This is a genomic window from Mesorhizobium sp. M8A.F.Ca.ET.165.01.1.1 (genome assembly GCF_004792065.1).
GTDB lineage: Bacteria > Pseudomonadota > Alphaproteobacteria > Rhizobiales > Rhizobiaceae > Mesorhizobium.
Window position 1 is genome coordinate 22664 of the sequence record NZ_SRTH01000002.1, and the last position, 23069, is coordinate 45732.

Below are 23069 nucleotides of genomic sequence, written 5' to 3' on the forward strand. Positions count from 1 at the left end.
GTTGCGGCCAAGCGGTCCTACTGAACGAGCACTGCCCGTCCGCAGGTCGCACCGGTGACGCGCACGTCGGCCTGGCCGACACCGACGCCCAGGGCTGAAAGCACATTGTAGAGCAAGTCGTCGACGGGCGCCGTTACGGTGTTGAGCAGGGCCACCACTGCCGGTTTGACCGTTCCAAGCAGGGCGGTCAGATCGATGCCCAAACCAAGCGCATTGACCGAAAGCGACAGGTTGTTGACCAGAGACGTGGTGAGCGACTGCGAGATGTTTCGCGTCGAAACGGTCTTGATCGTCTTGTTGGCGATGTCGGTTGCGTTGAAGGTCAAGGTCTGCGGGCTGTTGTTGGTGATCGCGGTCGCGGCCGAACCCATCACCTGAATCAGCGGGATGTTGATCAGCAGGAGCTTCAGACTCACATCGGCGATCTCGGCGTCGGTGAAGGTCTGCGGCTGGCTGAAATCGGCGAAGCCGGACGGGTTGTTGCTGTTGGCCAGGTTCAATTGCGCGATGCCGGGGTGCGCGGCGATGGAGACACTGATGCTGGACGGCCCTGTCGGACAGCTTATGTCGGTCAGCTTGGCCTCGGCATAGGCGACTTCCACATTGAGCGGCAGATTGACGGCCAGCAGGCTGATGCCGCCGGCCAGGCCGGGCGTGCCGATACCGACGGAAGCCGTCAGCTTGATGCGCGTCTGGGCGGTCCGCACGACGGTGCCGATGCCATCGATGGCCAGCCAGGGCGAGGATTGCATCGGCTCCCCAATGGCGATGCTGAGCTTGGTGGAGAGCAGCCCCGGGATGGTGGCGCCGAGATCGATCGCGGCCTGGTTGGTGCCGTTGGCGAGTACGGCGGCCGCTGTCAGCATTCCCATGGCGCTTGCGTCTACGCCAAGGCCGGACGGCTGTTGCCCGAGGCCCAGGCTGCCGACGGAACCAAGGTCGACAAGACTGCTGAGTGGGATCTTGACGGTGCTGGTCGACTTGGAGGCGATGGTCTGCAAGGCGACCTTTGCGGTATTGCCGAGGCCAGGAACATTGGCCATGGCAGTAGCGATCTGGCCGACGGTCGCCTTCGAGGCCAAAACGTCGGAATAGGTGCCGGCCGTGATGTTCAGTTGTGTGCCGAGCGCACTGACGAAGGAAAGCACGCTTACATCGGCCGAGATCAGTCCGTTGTAATCCATGACGCTGAGCGAGATGTTGCCGCCGAGAAGTCCGCTCAAAAGTGCGTTGAGGATGCCGCCATTGACGCTGAGCAATCTCGACCCGACCGAGAATGTCGCCTGCGGCGTCATGCTGGCGGTGGCTTGGGTGCCGATGACGGGAGTGGGGATCAGCGAGCTTGCGAAGTAGCGCTTGGGGATCTTCGCCAAAGTCACCCGGACGGCATTGTAAGGCGTCACGCCCGCCTGGAAGCGCTGGCTGACATTGGCGGTCGATGAGGCATATCGGCCTTGCGTAACCGTCACCACCGTCTTCCCGGCGGCCGCCGGGATGGTCTGGCCCGAAGCTTGAACAACGACACCCGGCATGCCGTTGTCGGTGAGCGTGGTGACGACGGCTGTATTGACGTTGTTGATGTTCGAGGCAGCGGTGATCGCTGCCAGGTCGACCATCGCCTGGGCTTCCCGGCGCTCTGTGTAGATGGAGGCCTCGTCTATCGCCACCGCGGCCAGGGCCAGCGCGACCGGCGCGCTCAATGCGGTCATGACGGCGAAGTTCGCCTTCCTGTCCCCCATCATCGACCGTGCAAGCCGGCCGATGCCCTTGCCCGCCCGCTGTCGCATTCAGATACCCCCGACCCTGATCGTTGACTGACGCCTGATGGTCGTCCCTGGCATGGCTATGCCCGGGAACAGATTCCAGATCGGCAGGTTGCGGGCATCGTACGAGACGGACACCACGAACTGGCTTCCGTCGGCCACGCTGTCATTGGCCTGGTAGGTCAGTTTGCTGGAGTCCACGAAGGGGTAACCGCCGGCGTTGTTGGCGAGGTAGCTGGCCACGAGCGTCTGGCGCTCGGTCTGGTTCACCCCGGCGATAGCCGTCCGGGCGGCGTCGGCTGCAATTTGCTGTATCGAATTGGCGGCGCCAAAATAGATGCCGTACGCAACCATCCCGAGCAAGAGAAGCATGAAGAGCGGCGACAGCAGGGCGAACTCGACCGCTGAAGTGCCCGAATTGTCTGTTCGGAACTGGCGCCTTCGGACCTTGCAAATGAGGTTGTCAACCATGGCTGCAGCATGCCCAAGTTCGCATGCAGAAAGCGAAAACTCTGGACGCAACCAAAGGATGTGCTCGATTGAAAAAGACTCTCTAATTTAGTCATTGCTTCTGCAATCATGAGGCTTGACTTAAGGTCAATCAGTACTCGGTTGAAAAGAGCTGACCTCCTGTCTAGTCTCCTGCCACCAGCCGCCGGAGGGAACCGGCGGCGCGCTCAAAGGAATCAGACATCGGTTCCGGGGCGTCAACACGTTAAGGCGCGCCCATGGCAGCGCCGACAGGGAGAACTTCATGCTGAAAAACATGCTGAGGGCGACGGTGTTCGCCACGACCATGACCTTGGCTGCCGGCACTTTCTTGACGCCAGCCTTCGCCGAGACCGTCTATAACAGGGGCACCGCCGCTGAATCGGAGTCGGTCGACCCACACAAGACCTCGACGGTCTATGAAGCCAACGTGCTGCGTGACCTGTTCCAGGGACTGGTCATGCAGGATGAGAAGGCCAACCTCATTCCGGGCGCCGCCGAAAGCTGGACGGTATCGGATGACGGCACGGTCTATACCTTCAAGCTGCGCAAGGACGGCATGTGGTCGGATGGCAGCCCGGTGACGGCGGACGACTTCGTCTATGCCTTCCACCGGCTGGAGGATCCGGCGACCGGCGCGGAATACGCCTCGATGCTGTATCCGGTGAAGGGCGCGGAGGACGTCAACACCAAGAAGGGCAAGCCGGAAGACATGGGCGTCAAGGCGATCGACGCCAACACCCTGGAAGTGTCCTTGAAGGCGCCGACGCCGTACTTCCTGGAGATGCTGACCCATCAGGCGACCTATCCGGTCAGCAAGGCCTCGATTGAAAAGCTCGGCGCCGACTGGATCAAGCCCGGCAAACTGGTTTCGAACGGCGCCTATACGCTCGCCGAATGGGTTCCCAACGACCACATGAAACTGGTCAAGAATCCGAAATTCTGGGACGCCGCGACCGTCAAGTTCGACGTAGTCAACTACATCCCGACCGAAGATCGTTCGTCGGCGATGAAGCGCTTCGAGGCCGGCGAACTCGACAGCTATGACGATCTGCCGACCGAACAGCTGGCCGACCTCAAGACCAAGTTCGGCGACCAGATCCATGTCGGACCGTATCTCGGCACCTACTACTATGCGATCAAGACCGACAAGGCGCCGTGGAACAATCCGGAGCTGCGCAACGCCATCTCGATGGCGATCGACCGTGACTTCATCGCTGAAAAGGTCTGGCAGAACTCGATGCTGCCCGGCTATTCGATGGTGCCTCCCGGCATCGAGGGCTACACGCCCGCAATGGCCAAATACGCCGACATGCCGCAGATCGACCGCGAGGACGCCGCCAAGAAAATCCTCGAGAAGCTTGGCTACACGCCCGAGCATCCGCTGAAGATGGAGATCCGCTACAACACCTCGGAAAACCATAAGAACACGGCAGTGGCGATCCAGGAACAGCTGAAGCCGCTAGGCGTCGACGTCACGCTGCTCAACACCGACACCAAGACCCACTACTCCTTCCTCGAGCAGAAGGGCGACTATGACGTGGCGCGTGCCGCCTGGATCGCCGACTACAAGGATCCGGAAACCTTCCTCGGCATCACGCGCAAGGCCAGCGGCAACAACTATTCGAACTACAACAGCCCGCAATACGAAGCGGCAATGGACAAGGCCGCGGCCGCCGGCGGCAAGCCCGAAGAGCGCATGAAGGATCTCTCCGCGGCCGAGCGCATCCTCATCGACGATGTCGGCCAGATCCCGCTTCTCTACTACAGCTACCACGATATCGTTTCCTCGAAGCTGCACGGCTTCGTCGACAATGTGATGGACGTGCATCCGTCGCGCTTCGTCAGCAAGGACTGATCCCTGGCCAAGCCGCCGCGCAACCGAATGCGCGGCGGCGCTGGTTTGCCATCGCATCGGTCCGGGAAGCGGAATCGATTTTCGGAAAGTTCGGTGCGAAGATTTGAAGGCTGGAGCGCAATCGTCCGAGTGGACGGGCGTGCTCTGGATCAAGCGGGGCACCGATGCTGCGATACGTATTCCGGCGGCTTTTGACCGCCATCCCGACGCTGTTCGTCATCGTGACGATGGCGTTCTTCCTGATGCGCGTCGCGCCAGGCGGTCCGTTCAACCAGGAGCGGGGTCTGAGCCCCGAGATCAAGGCCAATCTTGAAGCCCAGTTCGGCCTCAACGATCCGCTCTGGCTGCAATATGTCCACTATCTCGGCAATCTGCTGCGCGGCAATTTCGGCCCGAGCTACAACATGCCGGATTTCACCGTCACCGAACTGTTTGCCAAGGGCCTGCCCATTTCCGTCCAGCTCGGTGCCTCGGCGCTGATCCTGGCGCTGTTGCTCGGCAGCGTGCTCGGCACCATTGCCGCGCTTAACCAGAACAAGCTTGGCGACTATACGGTGATCGCCCTGGCGACCGCCGGCAGCACCATCCCCACCTTCGTCATCGCGCCGGTGATCCAGCTCCTTTTCGGGCTGACCTGGAGGCTGTTGCCGATCGGTGGCTGGGGCGACGGCGCCTTCATCAACAAGGTCGGCCCGGTGCTGACACTTGCCTTGCCGCAGATCGCCATCGTTGCGCGCCTGATGCGCGGCTCGATGATCGAATCGCTGCGATCCCATCATATCCGAACGGCGCGCGCGCTCGGCCTCTCCGACTGGTCGGTGGTGGTCAAGCACGCGCTGCGCGGCGCCATCCTGCCGATCGTCTCCTTCACCGGTCCGGCTGCGGCGGCACTGCTGACCGGCTCGGTCATCGTCGAGACGATCTTCTCCATTCCCGGAGTAGGCCGCTATTTCGTCGATGCCGCGCTCAACCGCGATTACACACTGGTGATGGGAACGGTGGTGGTGATCGCCATTTTCACCATCGTCTTCAACCTGATCGTCGACGTCATGTACGCGGTCGTCGACCCGAGGGTGCGCTATGACTGACATCACGGCCACGGCTCCCGCCATCGTTGGTCGCTCGCTTTGGGGCGATGCCTGGGCGCGCCTCAAGGCCAATCGCGCCGCCATGTTCAGCCTCTACTACCTCATTCTGATCGGTGTCGTCAGCGTCTTTGGCCCCTGGTTCGTGCCGCATCAATACACGACCATCTACGCCGACTATGTGCGCATGCCGCCAAGCCTGTCGGCCTACCCGAAACCCGATATGATCGAGACGGCGCTTGCCGAAGCGATCAAACGCATGCGGGTCGACATCAAGGAGTGGCACCAGGAAGGGAGCCAGGTCTTCGTCACGGTCAAGTCGACCAAGCCGATCGACGACCGCAACATCCGCTACCTCGACCGTTCCGATGCCTTCGACGACACCAAGATAGAGAGCAAGTCCCCCGACGGCCTCGAAGTGACGATGAGCGCATCGGTCAAGCAGCAGTATTTCCTGTTCGGAACCGACAACACTGGCCGTGATCTGTTGTCGCGCACGCTGATGGCCGGGCGCATCTCGCTTGCCATCGGCCTGCTCGCCGGCATCGTTGCGGTGGTGATTGGTGTGATCTATGGCGCCGCCGCCGGCTTTTCCGGCGGCAAGGTCGACGAGGTGATGATGCGCATCGTCGACGTGCTCTATTCCTTGCCGTTCATCTTCTTCGTCATCATGCTGGTGGTGTTCTTCGGCCGCAACTTCGTGCTGATGTTCCTGGCGGTCGGTGCCGTGCTGTGGCTCGACATGGCGCGCATCGTGCGCGGGCAGGCGCTGTCGATCCGCCGGCAGGAATATGTCCAGGCGGCGGAAGCCATGGGCATCGGCCAGCGCGGCATCCTGGTGCGCCATGTCATCCCCAACCTGCTTGGCCCCGTGGTGATCTACATGACCCTGCTGGTGCCGCAGGTCATCATCTTGGAGAGCTTCCTGTCGTTCCTCGGCCTCGGCATCCAGGAGCCGATGACCAGCTGGGGCGTGCTGATCTCCGTCGGCGCCAAGAACATCGGCACCGCCAACTGGCTGCTCCTGTTTCCCGCCTTCTTCCTCGTCTCGACATTGTTCGCCCTGAATTTCGTCGGCGACGGCCTGCGCGACGCGCTCGACCCAAGAGATCGATAAAGATTGGGATCGGTAAAAATGGGGATAGATAAAATGGGGATCGCTGACATGGCCACTCCCGAAACGATCCTCAGCGTCAAGGACCTGCGCGTGCGCTTCCGCACGCTCGACGGTGCCGTCGAAGCGGTCAAGGGCATCAACATCCATGTCAATGCCGGCGAAACCGTCGCAGTCGTGGGCGAATCCGGCTCCGGCAAGAGCCAGACGATGATGGCGGCGATGAGCCTGCTGGCCTCCAACGGCGAAGCGTCGGGCCATGTCGATTATCGCGGCCGCAATTTGCTCACATTGAGCAAGTCCGAGCTGAACAAGGTCCGCGGCCGCAAGATCAGCATGATCTTCCAGGAACCGATGACCTCGCTAGATCCGCTTTATTCGATCGGCAACCAGCTGATGGAGCCGATCCGCAGGCATCGCGGCCTGAGCGCCGCCGAAGCGCGTGAAGAGGCGCTCAAGCTGCTGCGGCTCGTCCATATTCCCGATCCGGAACGGCGGATGAAATCCTATCCGCACGAGATGTCCGGCGGCCAGCGCCAGCGCGTGATGATCGCCATGGCGCTCGCCAACGACCCCGACATCCTGATCGCCGACGAACCGACGACGGCACTCGACGTGACCATCCAGGCACAGATCCTGATGCTTCTGGCCGAGCTGCAGCGCAAGCTCGGCATGGCGATCGTCTTCATCACCCACGACCTCGGCATCGTGCGGCGCTTCGCCGACCGGGTCTATGTCATGCGCCAGGGGGAGGTCGTCGAGGAAGGCGCGGCGGAAGCGATCTTCGCCAACCCGCAGCATGCCTACACCAAGATGCTGCTGGCGGCCGAGCCGACGGGAACCAAGGCACCTCCGCCCGCCAACGCGCCCGTGGTGCTCGAAGGCAGGAACGTCGAAGTCACATTCAGGATCGGCGGCGGGTTCCTGGCCGGCGAACCGCTGATGCTGCGGGCTGTCGATCACATCTCGATCCGGTTGCAACGCAACCAGACCATCGGCATCGTCGGCGAATCCGGATCAGGCAAATCGACGCTCGGCCGCGCCTTGCTGCGGCTGTTGCCGAGCGATGGGCTCATCCGGTTCGGCGATCGCGACATTTCCACGGCCGACCGGCAGCAGATGCGGCCGCTGCGACGCCAGATGCAGCTCGTCTTCCAGGATCCCTTCGGTTCGCTGTCGCCACGCATGACCGTCGGCCAGGTCATCACCGAAGGGCTGCTGGTGCATGAGCCGAACCTTTCGGGAAAGCAGCGCGACCAGCGCGCTGTCGAGGCGCTACGCGAAGTCGGCCTCGATCCCAACGCCCGCAACCGCTACCCGCACGAATTTTCCGGCGGACAACGGCAACGCATCGCCATTGCCCGCGCCATGATCCTGAAGCCCAAGATGGTCGTGCTGGACGAGCCGACCTCGGCGCTCGACCGCTCGGTGCAGAAACAGATCGTGGAATTGCTGCGCAAACTTCAGGCCGACCACGAACTCTCCTACCTGTTCATCAGCCACGATCTCGCGGTGGTGCGCGCCATGGCCGACTACATCATCGTCATGAAGCAGGGCAAGATCGTCGAGGAGGGACCGACCGAGGCGATCTTCAGCAACCCGCAAGCGCCTTATACGCAGACGCTGATGAACGCCGCGATCGACGTCACGCGGTTCCGGTTGAGCGCGTGATGAGCCGCTGCAGGTAAGGCCCGTTCGCTCAGCCCGCCGAACTCGCGCACTTGTGTGCGCGCATGGCGACAGCGGCATCCTGCTGTTGCTTCAACCGGTCGATCCTGGCCGTTTCACGATTGGCGACCGCCGTCTTCACGCGCGATCCGCCAAGCAGCCAGCGCGGCACGCTGGTGTTGGCGACCTTGCCGCGGGTGATCGCGGTTTGCGAGATGTCGCTCGCGCTGCTTCCCACGGCGCTGTTAAGCTCGGTGCAGCTCATGCTCTCGTGTTTGGCCGGATCGGCCCTTCCGCCGATCGTCCCGCATCCGCCAACCAGGAGCATGGCAGCCAGAAGAACCGGTGCTGACCCTGTTGTTGAGATCAAATTCATATTCGCGTCCGGTTCGCCGTGTGCCGGCCCCCTCATATTCGTCGGTCAAACTAGCGCGGATGCCCTTTTCGTCAAAGTTTGACCGGCCGGCCGGCTCTGCGCTGGTTACCGGCCCGTCTCACTGTCGTCGAAAATTCTTACGCTGCTTCGGCGGCCAATCCGGTCATGGGGACACAACCGCCGCCGAGCACCATTTGGGCAATGTCGGCCGCGTTGTCATCGACATGGGCTGTCACCAGCACGATCCCTTCGCCGACACTGCGGCGCTCCGGCCTTCTGGCGGTCGCGACCAAGGGTCCGAGCAAGCCGCCGAGGGCGCAGCCGCAGAACGTGCCTGTCAGGGCCATCGCCGACAGGCCGGTTGCGAAAGGATTGATGCCGTAAGCAGCAAAAGCGCCCAGGCACGCCAACAGCCCGGCGGCAGCGCCAAGCATGACTGCCGGAGATTTCAGGACACCGATTTCGTCGTGGTAGGGCCCGATAATGGCGATCTGTACGCGCGGAACCCCGGCCGCCAAAAGGTTGCCGGCGATCCGGGTCGCTTCGGGATGGGATTCAAAAAGCCTGCTGATTGTTGGCATGGTCATTCAGGACGTGTCGTGTCCGTCAGCGCGTCGGTAACGAAGGATGCGGCGATCAAGTCGTCGCCATCGATCCGGCCTTGACCGTCCTCCATTACCGCCGCGACCTTTTGGAAGGTCTTGATTTCGCCCTCGGTGATCCGCGCGCTGCGCATCCTGCTCCGGAGGTCTGCCACGCGCAGCTGCAAGATATCGGATCTTGCGTCTTCACGATTCGAGATTGTGCTGGTCATTTATTCCGTCTCGTTTTTTGATGGTCCTCGCGCCCAATCAACCGAACTTGGAGCGCGGGCAAACGTTCCCGGTTAGGGCTTCGGTCTGGTAAGGCGCGGGACTTAAGTCTTGCACCAGGACGCAATGGTCTTGCCGGGCGCGGAACCCGGAACGGCCGCTGATTGCCGCCGTTTGTCCGCTAGCAGATTGTGGGAGGAAGCCGATGGAGAAGAGTGTTGACCAGGCGCGTTGGTTGCTCGCACCGATCTTCGCGACGGCCATCACTTTCATGGTGGCCGCAATAGTCCTCGGCTAACCTCCTCGCACATCGGCGCAATCCAGTCCCTTCCTGCGCTGACAGGGTTCGCTCGCTCTTCCAAGTGGCGAGCGAACCCTGGATTTGGCACAAACCCTGGCTGGACTGGCCAGCGTCGGGAAAATTGCCTGACCCGAGCCGAGCTTCCATAACTTACCAGCGGTGATGGGGTATTCAGGACTGGCACGGTCCACTGCGCCTGGATTTTCAGCCGCGCATAGCGTGCCAGGGAAAGTCATCTGGTGGCCAGGCTTGATCGAGAGCCGGGCCACCAGTCGGTAATCAGTAACCGCCGTTTTCGATCACCACCGGGTGGTGGTGACGGTGGGTGGAGATGGAGCCGGTGACGACAACGGCATCCCGATCCTGCCGATAATGATGCCGGCGACCATGGTCGTAGAACGCAATCGTTCCGTGGTGACGGTGATGAAGCCGCTGACCTTCCTCGTTGATGATCCTGACCTGGTTGTGATGTCGATGATGGGTCGTGACGACAACGTCCGCCTCAGCGGCCGAAGCCAAAGCGGGCAATCCCATCGAAAGCGCCAAAGCGCACATGATCATTGTTTTCACTGCAATTTCTCCATTGCCTTGATTAGCCCTTCCTTGGATACAACTGCCGCTGACCCCTTTGGTTCCGGGTTTCCCGGGACAGGCGGGGACGTGCGGCAGGTCGAAGGGCGGCTATGGCGTCGCTAGCCAAGGATGCAAAAACCGCAACATTTAGCCACCGCCCCCTAGCCATCCTCATGCCACGGCTAGTCGCGGCATCGCGTTCTCTACGGTTTCACTCAGGCTGCGGAACATTAGGAGGGTCTAACTGTTCTATCTCCGCGGCAGGCATCACAATTGAGGTCTGCTGAAGATCAGTCGGCAAAGGCTGATCGGCCCGTGTCCTCCGCCAGAGGCGCGGGCTCACCAGGCAACAGGAGAGAGACTATGAACAATATCATTTGGCTCGTTGGAGCGGTGGTCATCGTCATTGCGATATTGAGCTTCTTCGGCCTCCGTTAGGCGCCGCGCGCCATGCCCTGTCGGAGTGTGATCCGTGGCAGCGACGCCGCGAACACTCCCCGCAGATTGACCGGCACGATGCAGGAACCTCGGTGCTCATGCGTCATGCGAGGAAAGGGATTTCGTGTCCGTTCCCCGCGCTGAGGGAAAAGGCATCAGCCTGGACGCAGGCCTATCAGGTGAATCGCCGATTGCGCCAAAGTCGGGATGCGCTAATACATTGTTCTTTCTGGTCGGAGTGGCAGGATTTGAACCTGCGACCCCCTCGTCCCGAACGAGGTGCGCTACCAGGCTGCGCTACACTCCGTGACCAGACCGCGGGCTTATAGCCGCCACACTTCGTTCCTGCAAGCGGCAATGGCAGCACTTCTGTCGCATTTCGTGCGCTTTCGTCGGGGCTTGCCGGAAAGCTCGGATTTCCATCCGGGATAAACGCGGCTTAAAGCCTTGTGTGCTACGCCGCTGCCTCGATAGATCGTGTTTCTGTCTCCTGGAGCCCTGCTGTCTTGCCCCCAAAAATCGTTGGCGAAGCCTGGCCCAACAGCTTCAAATTCGAAACCGCGGCGCTGATCAAGGCATCCGGGTTTCGTGAATATGATGCGCGCTGGTGGTTCGGTCATCCCGGTTCGACGGTGCCGCCGGAACTCAATCTGATCGGCGTCCAGGCGCTTGGCATGGGGCTCGGCACGCTGATTCGCCGTCTCGGCGCCGGACCCGACATCGTCACCGGGCATGATTTCCGGTCCTATTCGCTTGGCATCAAGCTAGCGCTGGTTTCCGGGCTGATGGCGGCCGGCGCAAGGGTGAAGGACATCGGCCTGGCGCTGTCGCCTATGGCCTATTTCGCGCAGTTCGCACTGGAGACGCAGTCCGTCGCCATGGTCACCGCCTCGCACAACGAGAACGGCTGGACCGGCGTCAAGATGGGAGCCGCGCGGCCGCTGACCTTCGGGCCTGAGGAGATGACCGCGCTGAAGGCGATGGTGCTCGCCGGCGATTTCGACCTTACAGGCGGCGGCTCCTATGATTTCGTCCGCGATTTTCGCGCCACCTATCTCGACGACCTGGTCGGGGACAAGCGCATCACACGCAAGCTCAAAGTGGTCGCTGCTTGCGGCAATGGCACTGCCGGCGCCTTTGCCCCGGAAGCCTTGCGGCGCATCGGTTGCGAGGTGATTCCGCTCGATGCCGAACTCGACCATACCTTCCCGCGCTACAATCCCAACCCGGAGGACATGCGGATGCTGCATGCCATCAGGGACAAGGTGCTGGAGACAGGGGCCGATGTCGGTCTGGGCTTCGATGGCGACGGCGACCGCTGCGGCGTCGTCGACAATGAAGGCAACGAAATCTTCGCCGACAAGGTCGGCGTCATGCTCGCGCGGGATATTTCGCGGCTCCATCCGGGTTCGACCTTCGTCGTCGACGTCAAGTCGACCGGACTGTTCAACACCGACGCGGTGCTGCGCGCCAATGGCGCCGTTACCGACTACTGGAAGACCGGCCATTCCTACATTAAACGCCGCGTTGCCGAACTCGGCGCTGTCGCCGGCTTCGAAAAGTCAGGCCATTTCTTCTTCAACCCGCCGATCGGCCGCGGCTATGACGACGGGTTGGTCACGGCAATCGCCATCTGTCAGATGCTGGACCGCAACCCGGCCAGTTCGATGGCCGATCTCTACCGTGCGCTGCCGCTGACCTTCGGAACCCCGACCATGTCTCCACACTGCGCGGACAGTGTGAAGTATAGCGTCGTCGAACGGGTGGTCTCCGATTTTCAGGCGATGCAGCGGGACGGTACCAGTTTCGCGGGCCAGAAGATCCTGGACCTCGTCACCGTCAATGGCGTCCGCGTCGTCGCCGAGGACGGCACCTGGGGTCTGGTGCGCGCCTCGTCGAACAAGCCGGAACTGGTCGTGGTCGTCGAAAGCCCGGTCTCGTCCGAGCGTCGCCGGCAGATGTTCGATGCCGTCGACGCCGTGCTGCGCCGCAGTCCGGAGGTCGGCGCCTACAACCAGACTTTCTAGGTCAGCGCCCCGCTGCGGGCGCTGCGGCCGTCAGCACGCCCCAGTCAAAATCGCGCGCCCAGTCGGCAAAGCCGTGCCAGCGCACCTCCGCAAATTCCCGGTGCAAGGCGGCGATATCGACGTCGTAGCCGACGCGGTCGAACCATTCGAACATCAGCGCCGCGTCCTCGCTCTGCTGGCGGGCGACTGCGATCGGGATTTCCTGGTAGCGGATCGGGTGGTCGATCGCGCCGGACAGGATTTTAGCCTGCTCTTCGCCTGACAATTCGTCGCCGGCGAAATCGAAGCGCTTGCCGAACACTTCTTCCCGCCGCTCGACCAGAGCGGCCACGAAGGCGCCGATATCTACCAGCGAGACGAGCTGGAGGACGCGCTTGGGTGGCATGGCGAAGGCATGGATGCCTTGGTTGAGCGCACCGATCGACCACGGCGCGACGGCATTCTCCATGAAGGCCACCGGCGCGCTGATCGAATAGGGAATGCCGAGCTGCTCGATATGCCTCTCGACCAGATATTTGCTTTCGAAATGCGGGATGCCGGTCTTCTTGTCGGCGTCGGCAACGGAGGAATAGATCAAGTGTCCGACGCCGGCGGTCTTCGCCGCATCGGCGGCTAGGATGCCCAGACGGGTCTCTTCCTCGAGACCGGCCTCATAGCTGTTGCCCATCAGGAACATGGTGTCGACGCCTTTTGCGGCGCTCACGACCGAGTCCGCATCGGCGAGATCGCCGACCACCACCTCGGCGCCCGCCGACGCCAGTTGCCGCGCGCCCTCGCTGCCCGGCTTGCGCGTCAGTCCCTTGACGTGATGGCCCCTGGACAACAGCGCACGCGCTACCGCGCCGCCTTGCTGGCCCGTGGCGCCGGTGACAAGAATGTTTCGTTTGCTGGTCATTTCGTCTGCTCCTTTTTCTCTGTCCGGCTTGTCTGCCTGGAGCAAAATTAGGCTCTGTCGGATTGATGCATAACTGCCTATAGTTGGAAAACTTTGTCTCACTGGTGAGCACAATGATCGATCTCAACGATGTCATCGTGTTTGCTCGCGTCGTCGAGGCCGGCAGCTTCACCGCCGCCGCGCGTCTGCTTGCCATGCCCAAGACGTCGGTCAGCCGCCGTGTCGCCGCGCTCGAACGCGAGGTCGGCGTGCGCCTGTTGCAGCGCACGACACGCAGCCTCAACCTGACGGATGCCGGGCGTTTGTATTATGAGCAAAGCAGCCAGGGGCTGCGCACGATCGAGGAGGCGAATCTGCGTCTGGCGGAGGCGAGGGCGGAACCGTCGGGCACCATCCGCATTTCGGCCCCGGTAGGTTTTGGCGGCTATTTCCTCATCCGCGCCGTGGTCGACTTTCTGGCGCTGTATCCGAAGACCAATGTCGAGCTTCGCCTCACCGACGACAAGCTCAACCTGGTCGAGGACGGAATCGACCTCGCCTTTCGCACCGGCACCCTCCAGGATTCGACGTTGATCGCCCGCAAGCTCGGCGCCGCGCGCAGGCTGCTCTGCGCCAGCCCCGACTATCTCGCACGATATGGAATGCCGGAAGGTCCGGCGGATCTCGCGCGCCATCGATGCGTCATCGCGGGTCCATCGGCCTCGGGCGCCCATTGGGTGCTGGATGGACCACGAGGCCAGGAGACGGTCGTGGTCGCCGGGCGCTTCGCCGCCAATGAAATGCAGGCGGTGGTTGCGGCCGCGCTCGCCGGCTTCGGTGTCGCCCAATTGCCCCAGGCGATGGCCGAAGGGCTGATCGATCAGGGGCGCCTGCAGCGCGTCCTCGAGGATTACACGACACCGGCCGGCGGACTGCATGTGCTCTATCCGAGCAGCCGCCACCTTTCGCCCCTGGTGAAGGCCTTTATCGAACTGGCGGCCGAGCGGATTTCCAATCGGGCAAATACCGCTTAAAGGGCGTCTGTGCTACCCAATCGACCTCCAATTCCCGAGCGCGAGACCTGAATGACCGAGCGGATCGTCAGTTTTGTCATGAGCGGCGGCGTTGGCTCTCGGCTATGGCCGCTGTCACGCGAGGACAATCCCAAGCAGTTCCACGATCTGTCGGGCGATGGCTCCATGCTGGCCAAGACCTTGCGCCGCCTGACGGCGAGACCGGCGGGCGAGACGCCGATCTTCCTCATCGCCTCGGAACGTCACGCCGATCGTGTCCATGCCGACTTGGCCGGTCTCGATCTTGCCGGCGGCGGCCCGCTGTTCGAGCCCGCGGGACGCAACACCGCCGCCGCCGTCGCACTGGCGACGCTGCGCACTCTGTCGGAATTCGGCGACAGCCTGGTGCTGGTGGTGCCTTCCGACCATGAAATAGCGACGGCGGGGCAATTCTGGCAAAGTATCGAAGCGGGATCGCAGGCGGCGCGCGCCGGCCGCCTGGTGGTGTTCGGCATCAAGCCGACCCAGCCGGAAACCGGTTACGGCTATATCGAGGTATCGGCCGAGAAGGGCGGGGTGTTCGACGTTTCGCGCTTCGTCGAGAAGCCCGACCTCGCGACGGCCAATGATTATCTCAAGGCGGGAAATTTCTACTGGAACACCGGCATCTTCCTGTTTCGGGCGGGTGCCATGCGCGACGCCTTCGAGGCATTCCAGCCCGATATCTGGCGCACTACCGAAGCGGCCTACAAGGCGGCGACATCGGACCTGTCCGGCCTCTATATGCCGCTGGAGCTCTACGCGGCCATCCCGTCGAACTCGATCGACTATGCCATCATGGAGCGGGCAAAAGACATCGCCATGGTGCCGGCCGGTTTCCGCTGGAACGATCTCGGCTCCTGGCAATCGCTCCTCGACGTCGGTCCCGCTGACGAGCGAGGCAACGTCGTCGTCGGTGATGTCGTCGCCATCGATTGTGAGAATTCCTATATCCGCAGCGACGGCCGCCTGCTGTCGGCGATCGGCATGAAGGACGTTGCCATCGTCTCGACGGCGGATGCCACTTTCGTTGCCCCGGTGAGCCACAGCCAGCACGTCAAGAAGATCGTCGAACAACTCGAAAAATCGGGACGGCTGGAAACCAGATTCACGCCAGCGCACGACCGCGTCATCGAAAGCGGCGCCTGGCGGCGGCGCGTGCATCACTGGCTGTTCCAGGAGACCTTGCCGCTATGGTCGACATCAGGCGTCGACGAGCGCCATGGCGGCTTCCACGAGGCGTTGGGTTTCGACACCAGGCCGCTCGTCAAGCCCAAGCGCATGCGCACCCAGGCCAGGCAGGTCTATGCTTTCGCCGTTGCCAAGGAACGTGGCTGGACCGGCCCGGCCGACCGGCTGATCGCGCATGGCATCGATTTCATGGCAGGGCAGGGCCGCACCGAACGGGGCGGTTGGGTGCGCACGCTGAATGTCGATGGCTCCGTCGCCGACCCGGTCGAGGACGCCTACGATCATTCCTGCATTCTGCTGGCACTGGCGCACGCGCATATGTCGGGCAATCCCGATGCCTTGCGGCTCGGCGAGGAGACCTTCGCCTTCCTCGATGCGCATCTGGAGGACAGCCGCATGACGGGGTTCCTCGAGACATCGGATGGGGCCGGCGAGCGGCGCTCCAATCCGCACATGCATCTGCTCGAAGCTTTCCTGGCCTGGCACCAGGCGACCGGAGAGCGCGCGCATCTGCGTCGCGCGGCCCGCATCATCGACCTCTTCCGCAGCCATTTCTTCGACCCCGAGAGCTGGACGCTCGGCGAGTTTTTCGATTCCGAATGGAAACCGGTCTTGGGAGAGAAGGGAACCTGGACCGAACCCGGCCATCACTTCGAATGGGCATCGCTGCTGGTCGATTTTGCCGATCGAAGCGGCCAGGCCGAGCTGAGCGTCTATGCCCGAAAACTCTATGCCTCGGCGATCGCGAACGGCCTTAACCGCGCCACCGGCCTTGCCTATGGGGCAGTCTCGCGGCAGGGCCTGCCGCTCGACCTGATATCGCGCAGTTGGCCGCAGGCCGAAGCGCTCAAGGCGGCGATCGCGCTGGATGGCTCGGGCGGCCCTGATCTCAAGCCGGAGATCGAGGCGCGCGTCGGCCGGCTGTTCCGCTGGCACATCGACCCGGCGCCGCTGGGCCTCTGGATCGACCGCATCGACGAACGCGGCCGCTCGCTGGCGTCAGACGTGCCGGCCAGTATCTTCTACCATCTGGTCTGTGCGCTGACCCAGTATCTGGATGGGACTGTGGACAAGTAGGCGGGATCAGTACGGGCTTGCCACGTCCCCGGTCTCGACATAGATCGACTTCAGCTGCGAATAGAGCGCCAGTGCCGCCAGCGAATTCTCGCGGCCGATGCCCGATTGCTTGACCCCGCCGAAGGGGATTTCCACAGGGGTCAGATTGTAGGCGTTGATCCAGCAGGTTCCGGCCTGCAACTCGGCAATGACGCGGTGGGCACGCGGCAGGTCGCGTGTGAACACGCCCGCGGCAAGGCCGAACTCGGTGTCGTTGGCGCGGTCTATAACCTCGTCCTCACCGTCGAATTTCAGCACGCTCATGACCGGGCCGAAAATCTCCTCGCGGGCGATGCGCATGGTGTCGGTGACGCCGGTGAAGACCGTAGGCTCGACGAAGAAGCCGCCCTGGAAGCCCTGCAGCGACGGCACGTTGCCGCCGCAAGCGAGCGTGGCGCCATCCTGCTTGCCAGCCGCGATATAGCCGACGACCTTGTCTTGCTGCGCCTTGTTGACCAACGGACCCATCTGCGTATCCGGATCGAGCGGATCGCCGATGCGGATTTTCTTGGTTCGCTCGACCAGCCGCTCGACAAAGCGGTCGTGAATGCCGCTCTGCACGAAGACGCGCGTGCCGTTGGAACAGATCTGGCCGCTCGAATAGAAATTGCCGAGCATGGCGCCGCCAATGGCGTTTTCGACATCGGCATCGTCGAAGACGATCAGCGGCGACTTGCCGCCGAGTTCCATCGTCGCGTGCTTCATCCCTGAGCCGGCCAGCGACAGGACCTTGCGCCCGGTCGGCACCGAGCCGGTCACCGAAACCTTGGCGACGACATCATGGCCGACCAGCCCGGCGCCGACATCGCCATAGCCTTGCACGACGTTGAACAGCCCGTCGGGTAGACCAGCTTCCGAGTAGATCTCGGCCAGCGCCAGCGCCGAAAGCGGCGTGTTTTCCGATGGCTTGAACACCATGGCGTTGCCCATGGCGAGCGCCGGCGCCGATTTCCAGCCGGCGATCTGGATCGGATAGTTCCATGCGCCGATGCCGACGCAGACGCCAAGCGCCTCGCGGCGCGTGTAGGCGAAGGGTCCGCCGAGGTCGACCGCTTCGCCATTGAAGACGGCGACCGCGCCGGCGAAATATTCAAGGCAATCGGCTGCTGAAGGCGCGTCCGCCACCAGCGTCTCCTGGATCGCCTTGCCGGTGTCCAGCGTCTCGATGCGGGCAAGGTCGGCGTTGCGGGCGCGCAAAATGTCGGCGGCACGGCGCAGAATGCGGCCGCGCTCGACCGGCTTGAGCCGCGCCCAGGCCGGCTGTGCGGCGCGTGCGGCCTCGATAGCGAGTTCCAGCACGTTCGGCGTCGCCGAACGCAGCATGGCGATGGTCTCGCCCGTGGCAGGATAGATCACCGGCAGCGGCGCGCCGCCTTCGTCCTCGATATAGCGTCCGTTGACATAGTGCGAAGCCGTGGGCTGGGCGCGCATGGGGATCTCCAAATCGTCTGCGCCCAAGTGGGCGGCTCAATCTATCGAGGCGGCTCGATCGGTTGCCCGGATCATGGCCTATCTGTCAGACGCCTGCCAGCGAGGATTGATCCATGGCTCCTGGTTGGACGGCGCGAGCGGTGTACGGCCAAGGATGTGATCGGACGCCTTCTCGCCGGTCATGATCGATGGTGCGTTGAGGTTGCCGTTGGTCACGCGCGGGAAGATCGAGGAGTCGGCGACCCGTAATCCGTCGACGCCGATGACCCGGCATTCCGGATCGACGACGCTCGATTGATCATCGACCCGGCCCATTCGACAGGTGCCGCAAGGGTGGTAGGCGCTTTCGGCATGGTCGCGAATGAACATATCGAGATCGTCATCCGACTGCACATGGCTGCCCGGCGAGAGTTCCTGTCCGCGGTAGGCATCGAAGGCCGACTGGCCGAAGATTTCGCGGGTCAGGCGGATGCAATGGCGGAACTCCGCCCAATCGTCCGGATGCGACATGTAGTTGAAGCGGATGACCGGCTTCGCTTTCGGATCCGGCGAGCGCAACGTCACCGAGCCGCGCGACTTCGAGCGCATCGGCCCGACATGCGCCTGGAAGCCATGCGATTTCGCCGCCGCCTTGCCGTCATAACGCACCGCCGCCGGGATGAAGTGGTACTGGATGTCGGGATAGTCGACGCCTGCCTGCGAGCGAACGAAGGCGGCGGCCTCGAAATGATTGGTGGCGCCCAGGCCCGATTTGAAGAACAGCCACTGCGCCCCGATCATCGCCTCGGAGAACGGGTTCAGCACCGAATTCAGGGTGATCGGCTTGGTCGATTCCTGCTGGATGTAGAGCTCCAGATGGTCCTGCAGGTTGCCGCCCACACCGGGCCGGTCGGCCACGACGGCAATGCCGTTTTCGCGCAAATGCCCGGCCGGGCCGATACCGGACAGCATCAGGATTTTTGGCGAGTTGATCGACGACGCCGCGACGATCACTTCGCGTCGCGCCTTAACGACCTGAATCTGTTTGTGAGCTTCGATCTCGACGCCGATGGCGCGTTGATTCTCGATAATCACCCGGCGCGCAAAGCCTTTGACCAGACTCACGTTTTTGCGCCTGAGCGCCGGCTTCAGATAGGCTGATGCCGCCGACCAGCGGCGGCCGCCCAGAATGGTCTGCTCCATCGGCCCGAAGCCTTCCTGCTTGGCGCCATTGTAGTCGTCGGTCAGTTCGAACCCTGCCTGGCGGCCCGCTTCGACGAAGGCGCCATAGAGCGGATTGCGCCGCGAGCCGCGCTGCACATGCAGCGGGCCGCCGTGCCCGCGCCAGCCATCCTCGCCACCGTCGGAATCTTCCATGCGCTTGAAATAGGGGAGCACGTCAGCAAAACCCCAGCCGGCCGCTCCCTGTTCGGCCCAATGGTCGAAGTCACGGGCGTGGCCGCGCACATAGACCATGCCGTTGATCGAGGACGAGCCGCCGATCACCTTGCCGCGCGGCGTCGCCAGCACGCGGCCGCCCAGATGCGGCTCCGGCTCACTGGCGAACCCCCAGTCGTAGAGGTTCATGTTGAGCGGGATCGACAGCGCCGACGGCATCTGGATCAGAGGTCCGAGATCGGTGCCGCCGAATTCGATGACGATGACCGAATGCTTGCCGTCCTCGGACAGGCGATAGGCCATGGCCGAGCCGGCGGAGCCGGAGCCGATGATGACGAAATCCGCTTCAAGCATGGTTCATATGCACCATAAAATCGGCGAGCGAGACATTGCCGCCGGTTGCAACCACGAGGACGGTCTTTCCCGCCACATCCACCTTGCCACCGAGCAGTGCCGCCAGCGACGCCGCGCCCGAAGGCTCCAGCACCAGCTTCATCCGCTCGAAGGCGATCTTCATTGCCCGCCGCACCGACTGGTCGTCGACGGTGATGCCGCGAACACCCGCTGCCTTGACTGCTGCGAAGGGGGCGTCGCCGGGCCGGCGCGACATCAGCCCGTCGCAGATCGACTTCGGGCCAATCGGCATGGTCTCGATCGAGCCATGCGCCAGTGACGAGCCCATGCCGTTGAACCCTTCGGGCTCGACGCCGATGATCTCGGTCGCCGGCGACAGATAGTGGAAGGCGAGCGAAACGCCGCCGATCAGCCCACCGCCGCCGACCGAGCAGAACAAGAGATCAGCGCTGGCGTCCTTGGCCGACAACTGGTCGAGTGCCTCGAGGCCGGCGCCCGCCTGGCCGGCGACAATCTCCGGATCGTCGAAGGGATGCAGCAGGGCCAGACCTTCGGTCTCCGCGATCTCGCGCGCCTTTGCGGCCGCGACCTCTTCACGCGCCCGATCGCCATGATCGGTCAGCACGACGCGGGCGCCATAGCCTGATGTCGCATCACGCTTGGCGGCCGGGGCGTCGATCGGCATGACGATGGTGACCGGGATGCCGAGCGCCTGTCCGGCGGCCGCCAGCCCTTGCGCGAAATTGCCGGAGGAATAGGCGACGACGCCCTTCCTTGCTTCGTCGGGCGAAAGCCGCTTCAGCCGCCAATAGGCGCCGCGAACCTTGAAGGATCCGGCCCATTGCAGCGATTCCGGCTTGATGAAGACCCGGGCCGCACCGGTTTCCTTGGCGAGTGCCGTCGATTCCAGCAGCGGCGTGACCTGTGTCGCCTGGGAGGTGACGGCATAGGCCTGCATGAGATGATCGAGGGTGGGAACGAGAAGATCTGTCATCATTCGCCTCGCGGATACCTTTTGCTCTCTTCGAGATTGTCGAGGTTCATGTGATTGCGCATGTACCGCTCTGACGCCTTCTGCAGTGGCTGGAAATCCCAGGGGTAATAGGCGCCATTGCGCAGCGCAGGATAGACCACCCAGCGGCGCGCCTGGCTCTCGCGCACGGCGGCGTCGAAGCCGGCCATGTCCCAACGCGCCCTGACCTTGTCCATGAACTCGGCCACCAACGCCACATTGGCGGGATCATCGGCAAGATTGTCCCGCTCCAGCGGATCGGCTTCGAGATCGAACAATTGCGGCGGATCGAGTTCGCAATGGACGAATTTGTAGCGGCCCTCGCGGATTGCCACCAAGGGCGCATAGGAGCCTTCCGCGGCGTACTCGATCAACACCGGTGCCGTGCGCTGCCCACCCTTGGTGAGCGGCAGCAGCGACTGGCCGTCGGTCCACGGCGCGATCGACCCGATGTCGATGCCGGCGAGGTCGCAAAGCGTTGGCGCCACGTCGAGATTGGAGACCGGCGCGTCGATCAGCCCGGCCGGCACGCCCTTGCCGGCGATCATCAGCGGCACCCGCGCCGAGCCTTCGAAGAAGCTCATCTTGAACCACAGGCCTCGCTCGCCCAGCATGTCGCCGTGATCGGAGCAGAACAGGATGATCGTGTCGTCGAGCATGCGCGTTCGGGTGAGAACGTCGAGGAGCTCGCCGAGCTTGTCGTCGACATAGGAGATGTTGGCGAAATAGCCGCGCCGCGAACGACGCACCTGCTCCGGTGTGATCTCGAAAGAGGGATAGTCGCTGGCGTGGTACAGCCGCTGGGAATGCGTATCCTGCTCGTCATGCGCGATGAAGCCGGTTTCCGGGTCCAGCGCCTGGCAATGCTCATAGAGATCCCAATACTGCTTGCGCGCGACATAGGGATCGTGCGGGTGCGACAGCGAGACGGTGAGGCACCATGGCCGATGGCTTGCATCGTCCTGTTCGCGTGAAAGCTGATAGAGCTTCTGAGACGCGAGGAACACGACCTCGTCGTCATACTCCATCTGGTTGGTGGTCTCGGCGATGCCGGCGCCGGTTACCGAACCCAGATTGTGATACCACCACTCGATGCGCTCGCCGGGTTTGCGGTAGTCCGGCGTCCAGCCGAAATCCGCCGGATAGATGTCGGTGGTCAGCCGCTCCTCGAAACCGTGCAACTGATCCGGTCCGACGAAATGCATCTTGCCCGACAGGCAGGTGTAGTAGCCGGCGGCACGCAAATGATGGGCGAAGGTCGGGATCGACGAGGTAAATTCAGCGGCATTGTCGTAGACACCGGTGCGCGACGGCAACTGGCCGCTCATGAACGAGGCGCGGCCCGGTGCGCAAAGCGGCGAGGCGGTGTAGTTGTTGGCAAAGCGCGCCGAACGCGCCGCCAGCGCTTTCAGATGCGGCGTGTGTAGAAATTCCGCTGGCCCATCCGGGAAAAAGGTCCCGTTGAGCTGGTCGACCATGACGATCAGGAAATTGGGTCGCTTCGCTGTCACTGTTTGTGCTGTCCGCCAAGTTTGGTTTCGAGATAGTCCTCGACCAGCGCGATCGCGGTCGCGGCGTCGGGCACGCCATCCTTCAGCGCGCGCCTGATGTAGAGCCCGTCGATCATTGCCGCCGTCGCTTCCGCGGCGCGGTCGGCTTCGGTCCTGGGCAGGATACCGATCAAACCGCTCATCAGGTTCGAATGCAGCCGCCTTGCGTAGACTCTGAGCAACCGGCGCAGCGAGGACGATTGCTGCGCCTCGACATAGAAGGCGAGCCATGCGGCGATGGTCTCCGCCTGGAACTGGATGTCGGAAAAATTGACGGCGACCACGGCCGACACGCGCTCGCGCGGGGAGGTGGTGGATTGAAGCGCGCGGCGCATGTCGATGGTCAGTTCGGCCAGGATGTGCCGCATCGTCGCGAACAGCAGCTCGTCCTTGGCGCCGAAATAGTGATGGGCAAGGGCCGAAGACACACCGGCGCGTCCGGCAATCTCGGACATGGTCACGTCAAGCGAGCCGCGCTCGCCGATCGCCGAGATCGTCGCGTCGATGAGCGCCTTGCGGCGCAATGGCTCCATTCCGACCTTTGGCATGCTGTTCCCGATCTTTTCGGGAGATTATTTTTTATTGACGCGTCAATCAACAAAAAATCG

General features: G+C 62.9%; 19 protein-coding genes and 1 tRNA gene. 7 read left to right on the plus strand and 13 right to left on the minus strand.

The window, feature by feature from the left end; all coding sequences use genetic code 11:
• Window positions 1-17: 17 nt before the first annotated feature.
• Window positions 18-1787, minus strand: coding sequence for a TadG family pilus assembly protein (locus EN808_RS04645; RefSeq protein ID WP_135915273.1), 1770 nt, complete (start codon window positions 1785-1787; stop codon window positions 18-20).
• Window positions 1788-2234, minus strand: coding sequence for a TadE/TadG family type IV pilus assembly protein (locus tag EN808_RS04650; RefSeq protein ID WP_135915274.1), 447 nt, complete (start codon window positions 2232-2234; stop codon window positions 1788-1790). It lies immediately after the preceding gene.
• A gap of 283 nt (window positions 2235-2517) precedes the next feature.
• On the opposite strand from EN808_RS04650, the gene EN808_RS04655 reads away from it, so the two are divergent.
• The 4 genes from EN808_RS04655 (at window position 2518) to EN808_RS04670 (ending at window position 7980) form a co-directional block, all read left to right on the plus strand.
• Complete coding sequence (locus EN808_RS04655; protein ID WP_135883429.1) at window positions 2518-4110, plus strand: peptide ABC transporter substrate-binding protein; 1593 nt, start codon at window positions 2518-2520, stop codon at window positions 4108-4110.
• 164 nt (window positions 4111-4274) lie between these two features.
• Window positions 4275-5198 (plus strand): ABC transporter permease subunit, encoded by a 924-nt coding sequence (locus tag EN808_RS04660; RefSeq protein ID WP_127279557.1) that lies wholly within the window; start codon window positions 4275-4277, stop codon window positions 5196-5198.
• Entirely contained in the window at window positions 5191-6312 is a 1122-nt protein-coding gene (locus EN808_RS04665) for an ABC transporter permease subunit (protein ID WP_127279556.1), read from the plus strand. The genes EN808_RS04660 and EN808_RS04665 overlap by 8 nt, the downstream gene beginning before the upstream one ends.
• A gap of 48 nt (window positions 6313-6360) precedes the next feature.
• Window positions 6361-7980 carry an ABC transporter ATP-binding protein gene (locus tag EN808_RS04670; RefSeq protein ID WP_127871312.1) on the plus strand — a complete coding sequence of 540 codons (1620 nt, stop codon included), beginning with the start codon at window positions 6361-6363 and terminating at the stop codon, window positions 7978-7980.
• Window positions 7981-8008: 28 nt separating this feature from the next.
• Here the strand turns inward: EN808_RS04670 and EN808_RS04675 are convergent, their stop codons facing one another.
• The 5 genes from EN808_RS04675 to EN808_RS04695 form a co-directional block, all read right to left on the minus strand.
• Window positions 8009-8242, minus strand: a complete 234-nt coding sequence (locus tag EN808_RS04675) for a hypothetical protein (protein WP_348630914.1) — start codon at window positions 8240-8242, stop codon at window positions 8009-8011.
• Window positions 8243-8490: 248 nt separating this feature from the next.
• On the minus strand, window positions 8491-8940 hold the full coding sequence (locus EN808_RS04680) for a hypothetical protein (RefSeq protein WP_245464386.1): 450 nt from the start codon (window positions 8938-8940) through the stop codon (window positions 8491-8493).
• Window positions 8937-9167, minus strand: coding sequence for a hypothetical protein (locus EN808_RS04685; RefSeq protein ID WP_127278659.1), 231 nt, complete (start codon window positions 9165-9167; stop codon window positions 8937-8939). The genes EN808_RS04680 and EN808_RS04685 overlap by 4 nt, the downstream gene beginning before the upstream one ends.
• A gap of 578 nt (window positions 9168-9745) precedes the next feature.
• On the minus strand, window positions 9746-10036 hold the full coding sequence (locus tag EN808_RS04690; protein ID WP_127278660.1) for a hypothetical protein: 291 nt from the start codon (window positions 10034-10036) through the stop codon (window positions 9746-9748).
• A 671-nt stretch (window positions 10037-10707) separates the two neighbouring features.
• Window positions 10708-10784: transfer RNA gene (locus EN808_RS04695), tRNA-Pro, on the minus strand.
• Window positions 10785-10983: 199 nt separating this feature from the next.
• Between EN808_RS04695 and EN808_RS04700 the strand changes: the two genes are divergently transcribed.
• Window positions 10984-12504: a phosphomannomutase/phosphoglucomutase gene (locus EN808_RS04700; protein ID WP_135915275.1), complete on the plus strand. Its 1521-nt coding sequence runs from the start codon at window positions 10984-10986 to the stop codon at window positions 12502-12504.
• Between the two features lies 1 nt (window position 12505).
• Here EN808_RS04700 and EN808_RS04705 read toward each other — a convergent pair whose 3' ends face one another.
• Window positions 12506-13399, minus strand: a complete 894-nt coding sequence (locus EN808_RS04705) for an NmrA/HSCARG family protein (RefSeq protein WP_135915276.1) — start codon at window positions 13397-13399, stop codon at window positions 12506-12508.
• A gap of 113 nt (window positions 13400-13512) precedes the next feature.
• Here EN808_RS04705 and EN808_RS04710 point away from each other — a divergent pair, with 113 nt between their 5' ends.
• Window positions 13513-14412: a LysR family transcriptional regulator gene (locus EN808_RS04710; protein ID WP_135915277.1), complete on the plus strand. Its 900-nt coding sequence runs from the start codon at window positions 13513-13515 to the stop codon at window positions 14410-14412.
• 51 nt (window positions 14413-14463) lie between these two features.
• Window positions 14464-16698, plus strand: a complete 2235-nt coding sequence (locus EN808_RS04715; RefSeq protein ID WP_135915278.1) for a mannose-1-phosphate guanylyltransferase/mannose-6-phosphate isomerase — start codon at window positions 14464-14466, stop codon at window positions 16696-16698.
• 6 nt (window positions 16699-16704) lie between these two features.
• Here EN808_RS04715 and betB read toward each other — a convergent pair whose 3' ends face one another.
• The 5 genes from betB to betI all read right to left on the minus strand — a co-directional run bounded on the left by betB (window position 16705) and on the right by betI (window position 23009).
• The gene (gene betB, locus EN808_RS04720; protein WP_127277705.1) at window positions 16705-18168 is read right to left on the minus strand and encodes a betaine-aldehyde dehydrogenase; all 1464 of its coding nucleotides are present in this window, start codon (window positions 18166-18168) and stop codon (window positions 16705-16707) included.
• 78 nt (window positions 18169-18246) lie between these two features.
• Window positions 18247-19899, minus strand: a complete 1653-nt coding sequence (gene betA, locus EN808_RS04725; protein ID WP_135915279.1) for a choline dehydrogenase — start codon at window positions 19897-19899, stop codon at window positions 18247-18249.
• Window positions 19892-20896, minus strand: coding sequence for a threonine/serine dehydratase (locus EN808_RS04730; RefSeq protein WP_189524058.1), 1005 nt, complete (start codon window positions 20894-20896; stop codon window positions 19892-19894). The genes betA and EN808_RS04730 overlap by 8 nt, the downstream gene beginning before the upstream one ends.
• Window positions 20893-22422, minus strand: coding sequence for a choline-sulfatase (gene betC / locus EN808_RS04735; protein ID WP_127277706.1), 1530 nt, complete (start codon window positions 22420-22422; stop codon window positions 20893-20895). The genes EN808_RS04730 and betC overlap by 4 nt, the downstream gene beginning before the upstream one ends.
• Window positions 22419-23009 (minus strand): transcriptional regulator BetI, encoded by a 591-nt coding sequence (betI, locus tag EN808_RS04740; RefSeq protein ID WP_135915281.1) that lies wholly within the window; start codon window positions 23007-23009, stop codon window positions 22419-22421. The genes betC and betI overlap by 4 nt, the downstream gene beginning before the upstream one ends.
• Between the last annotated feature and the right edge of the window lie 60 nt (window positions 23010-23069).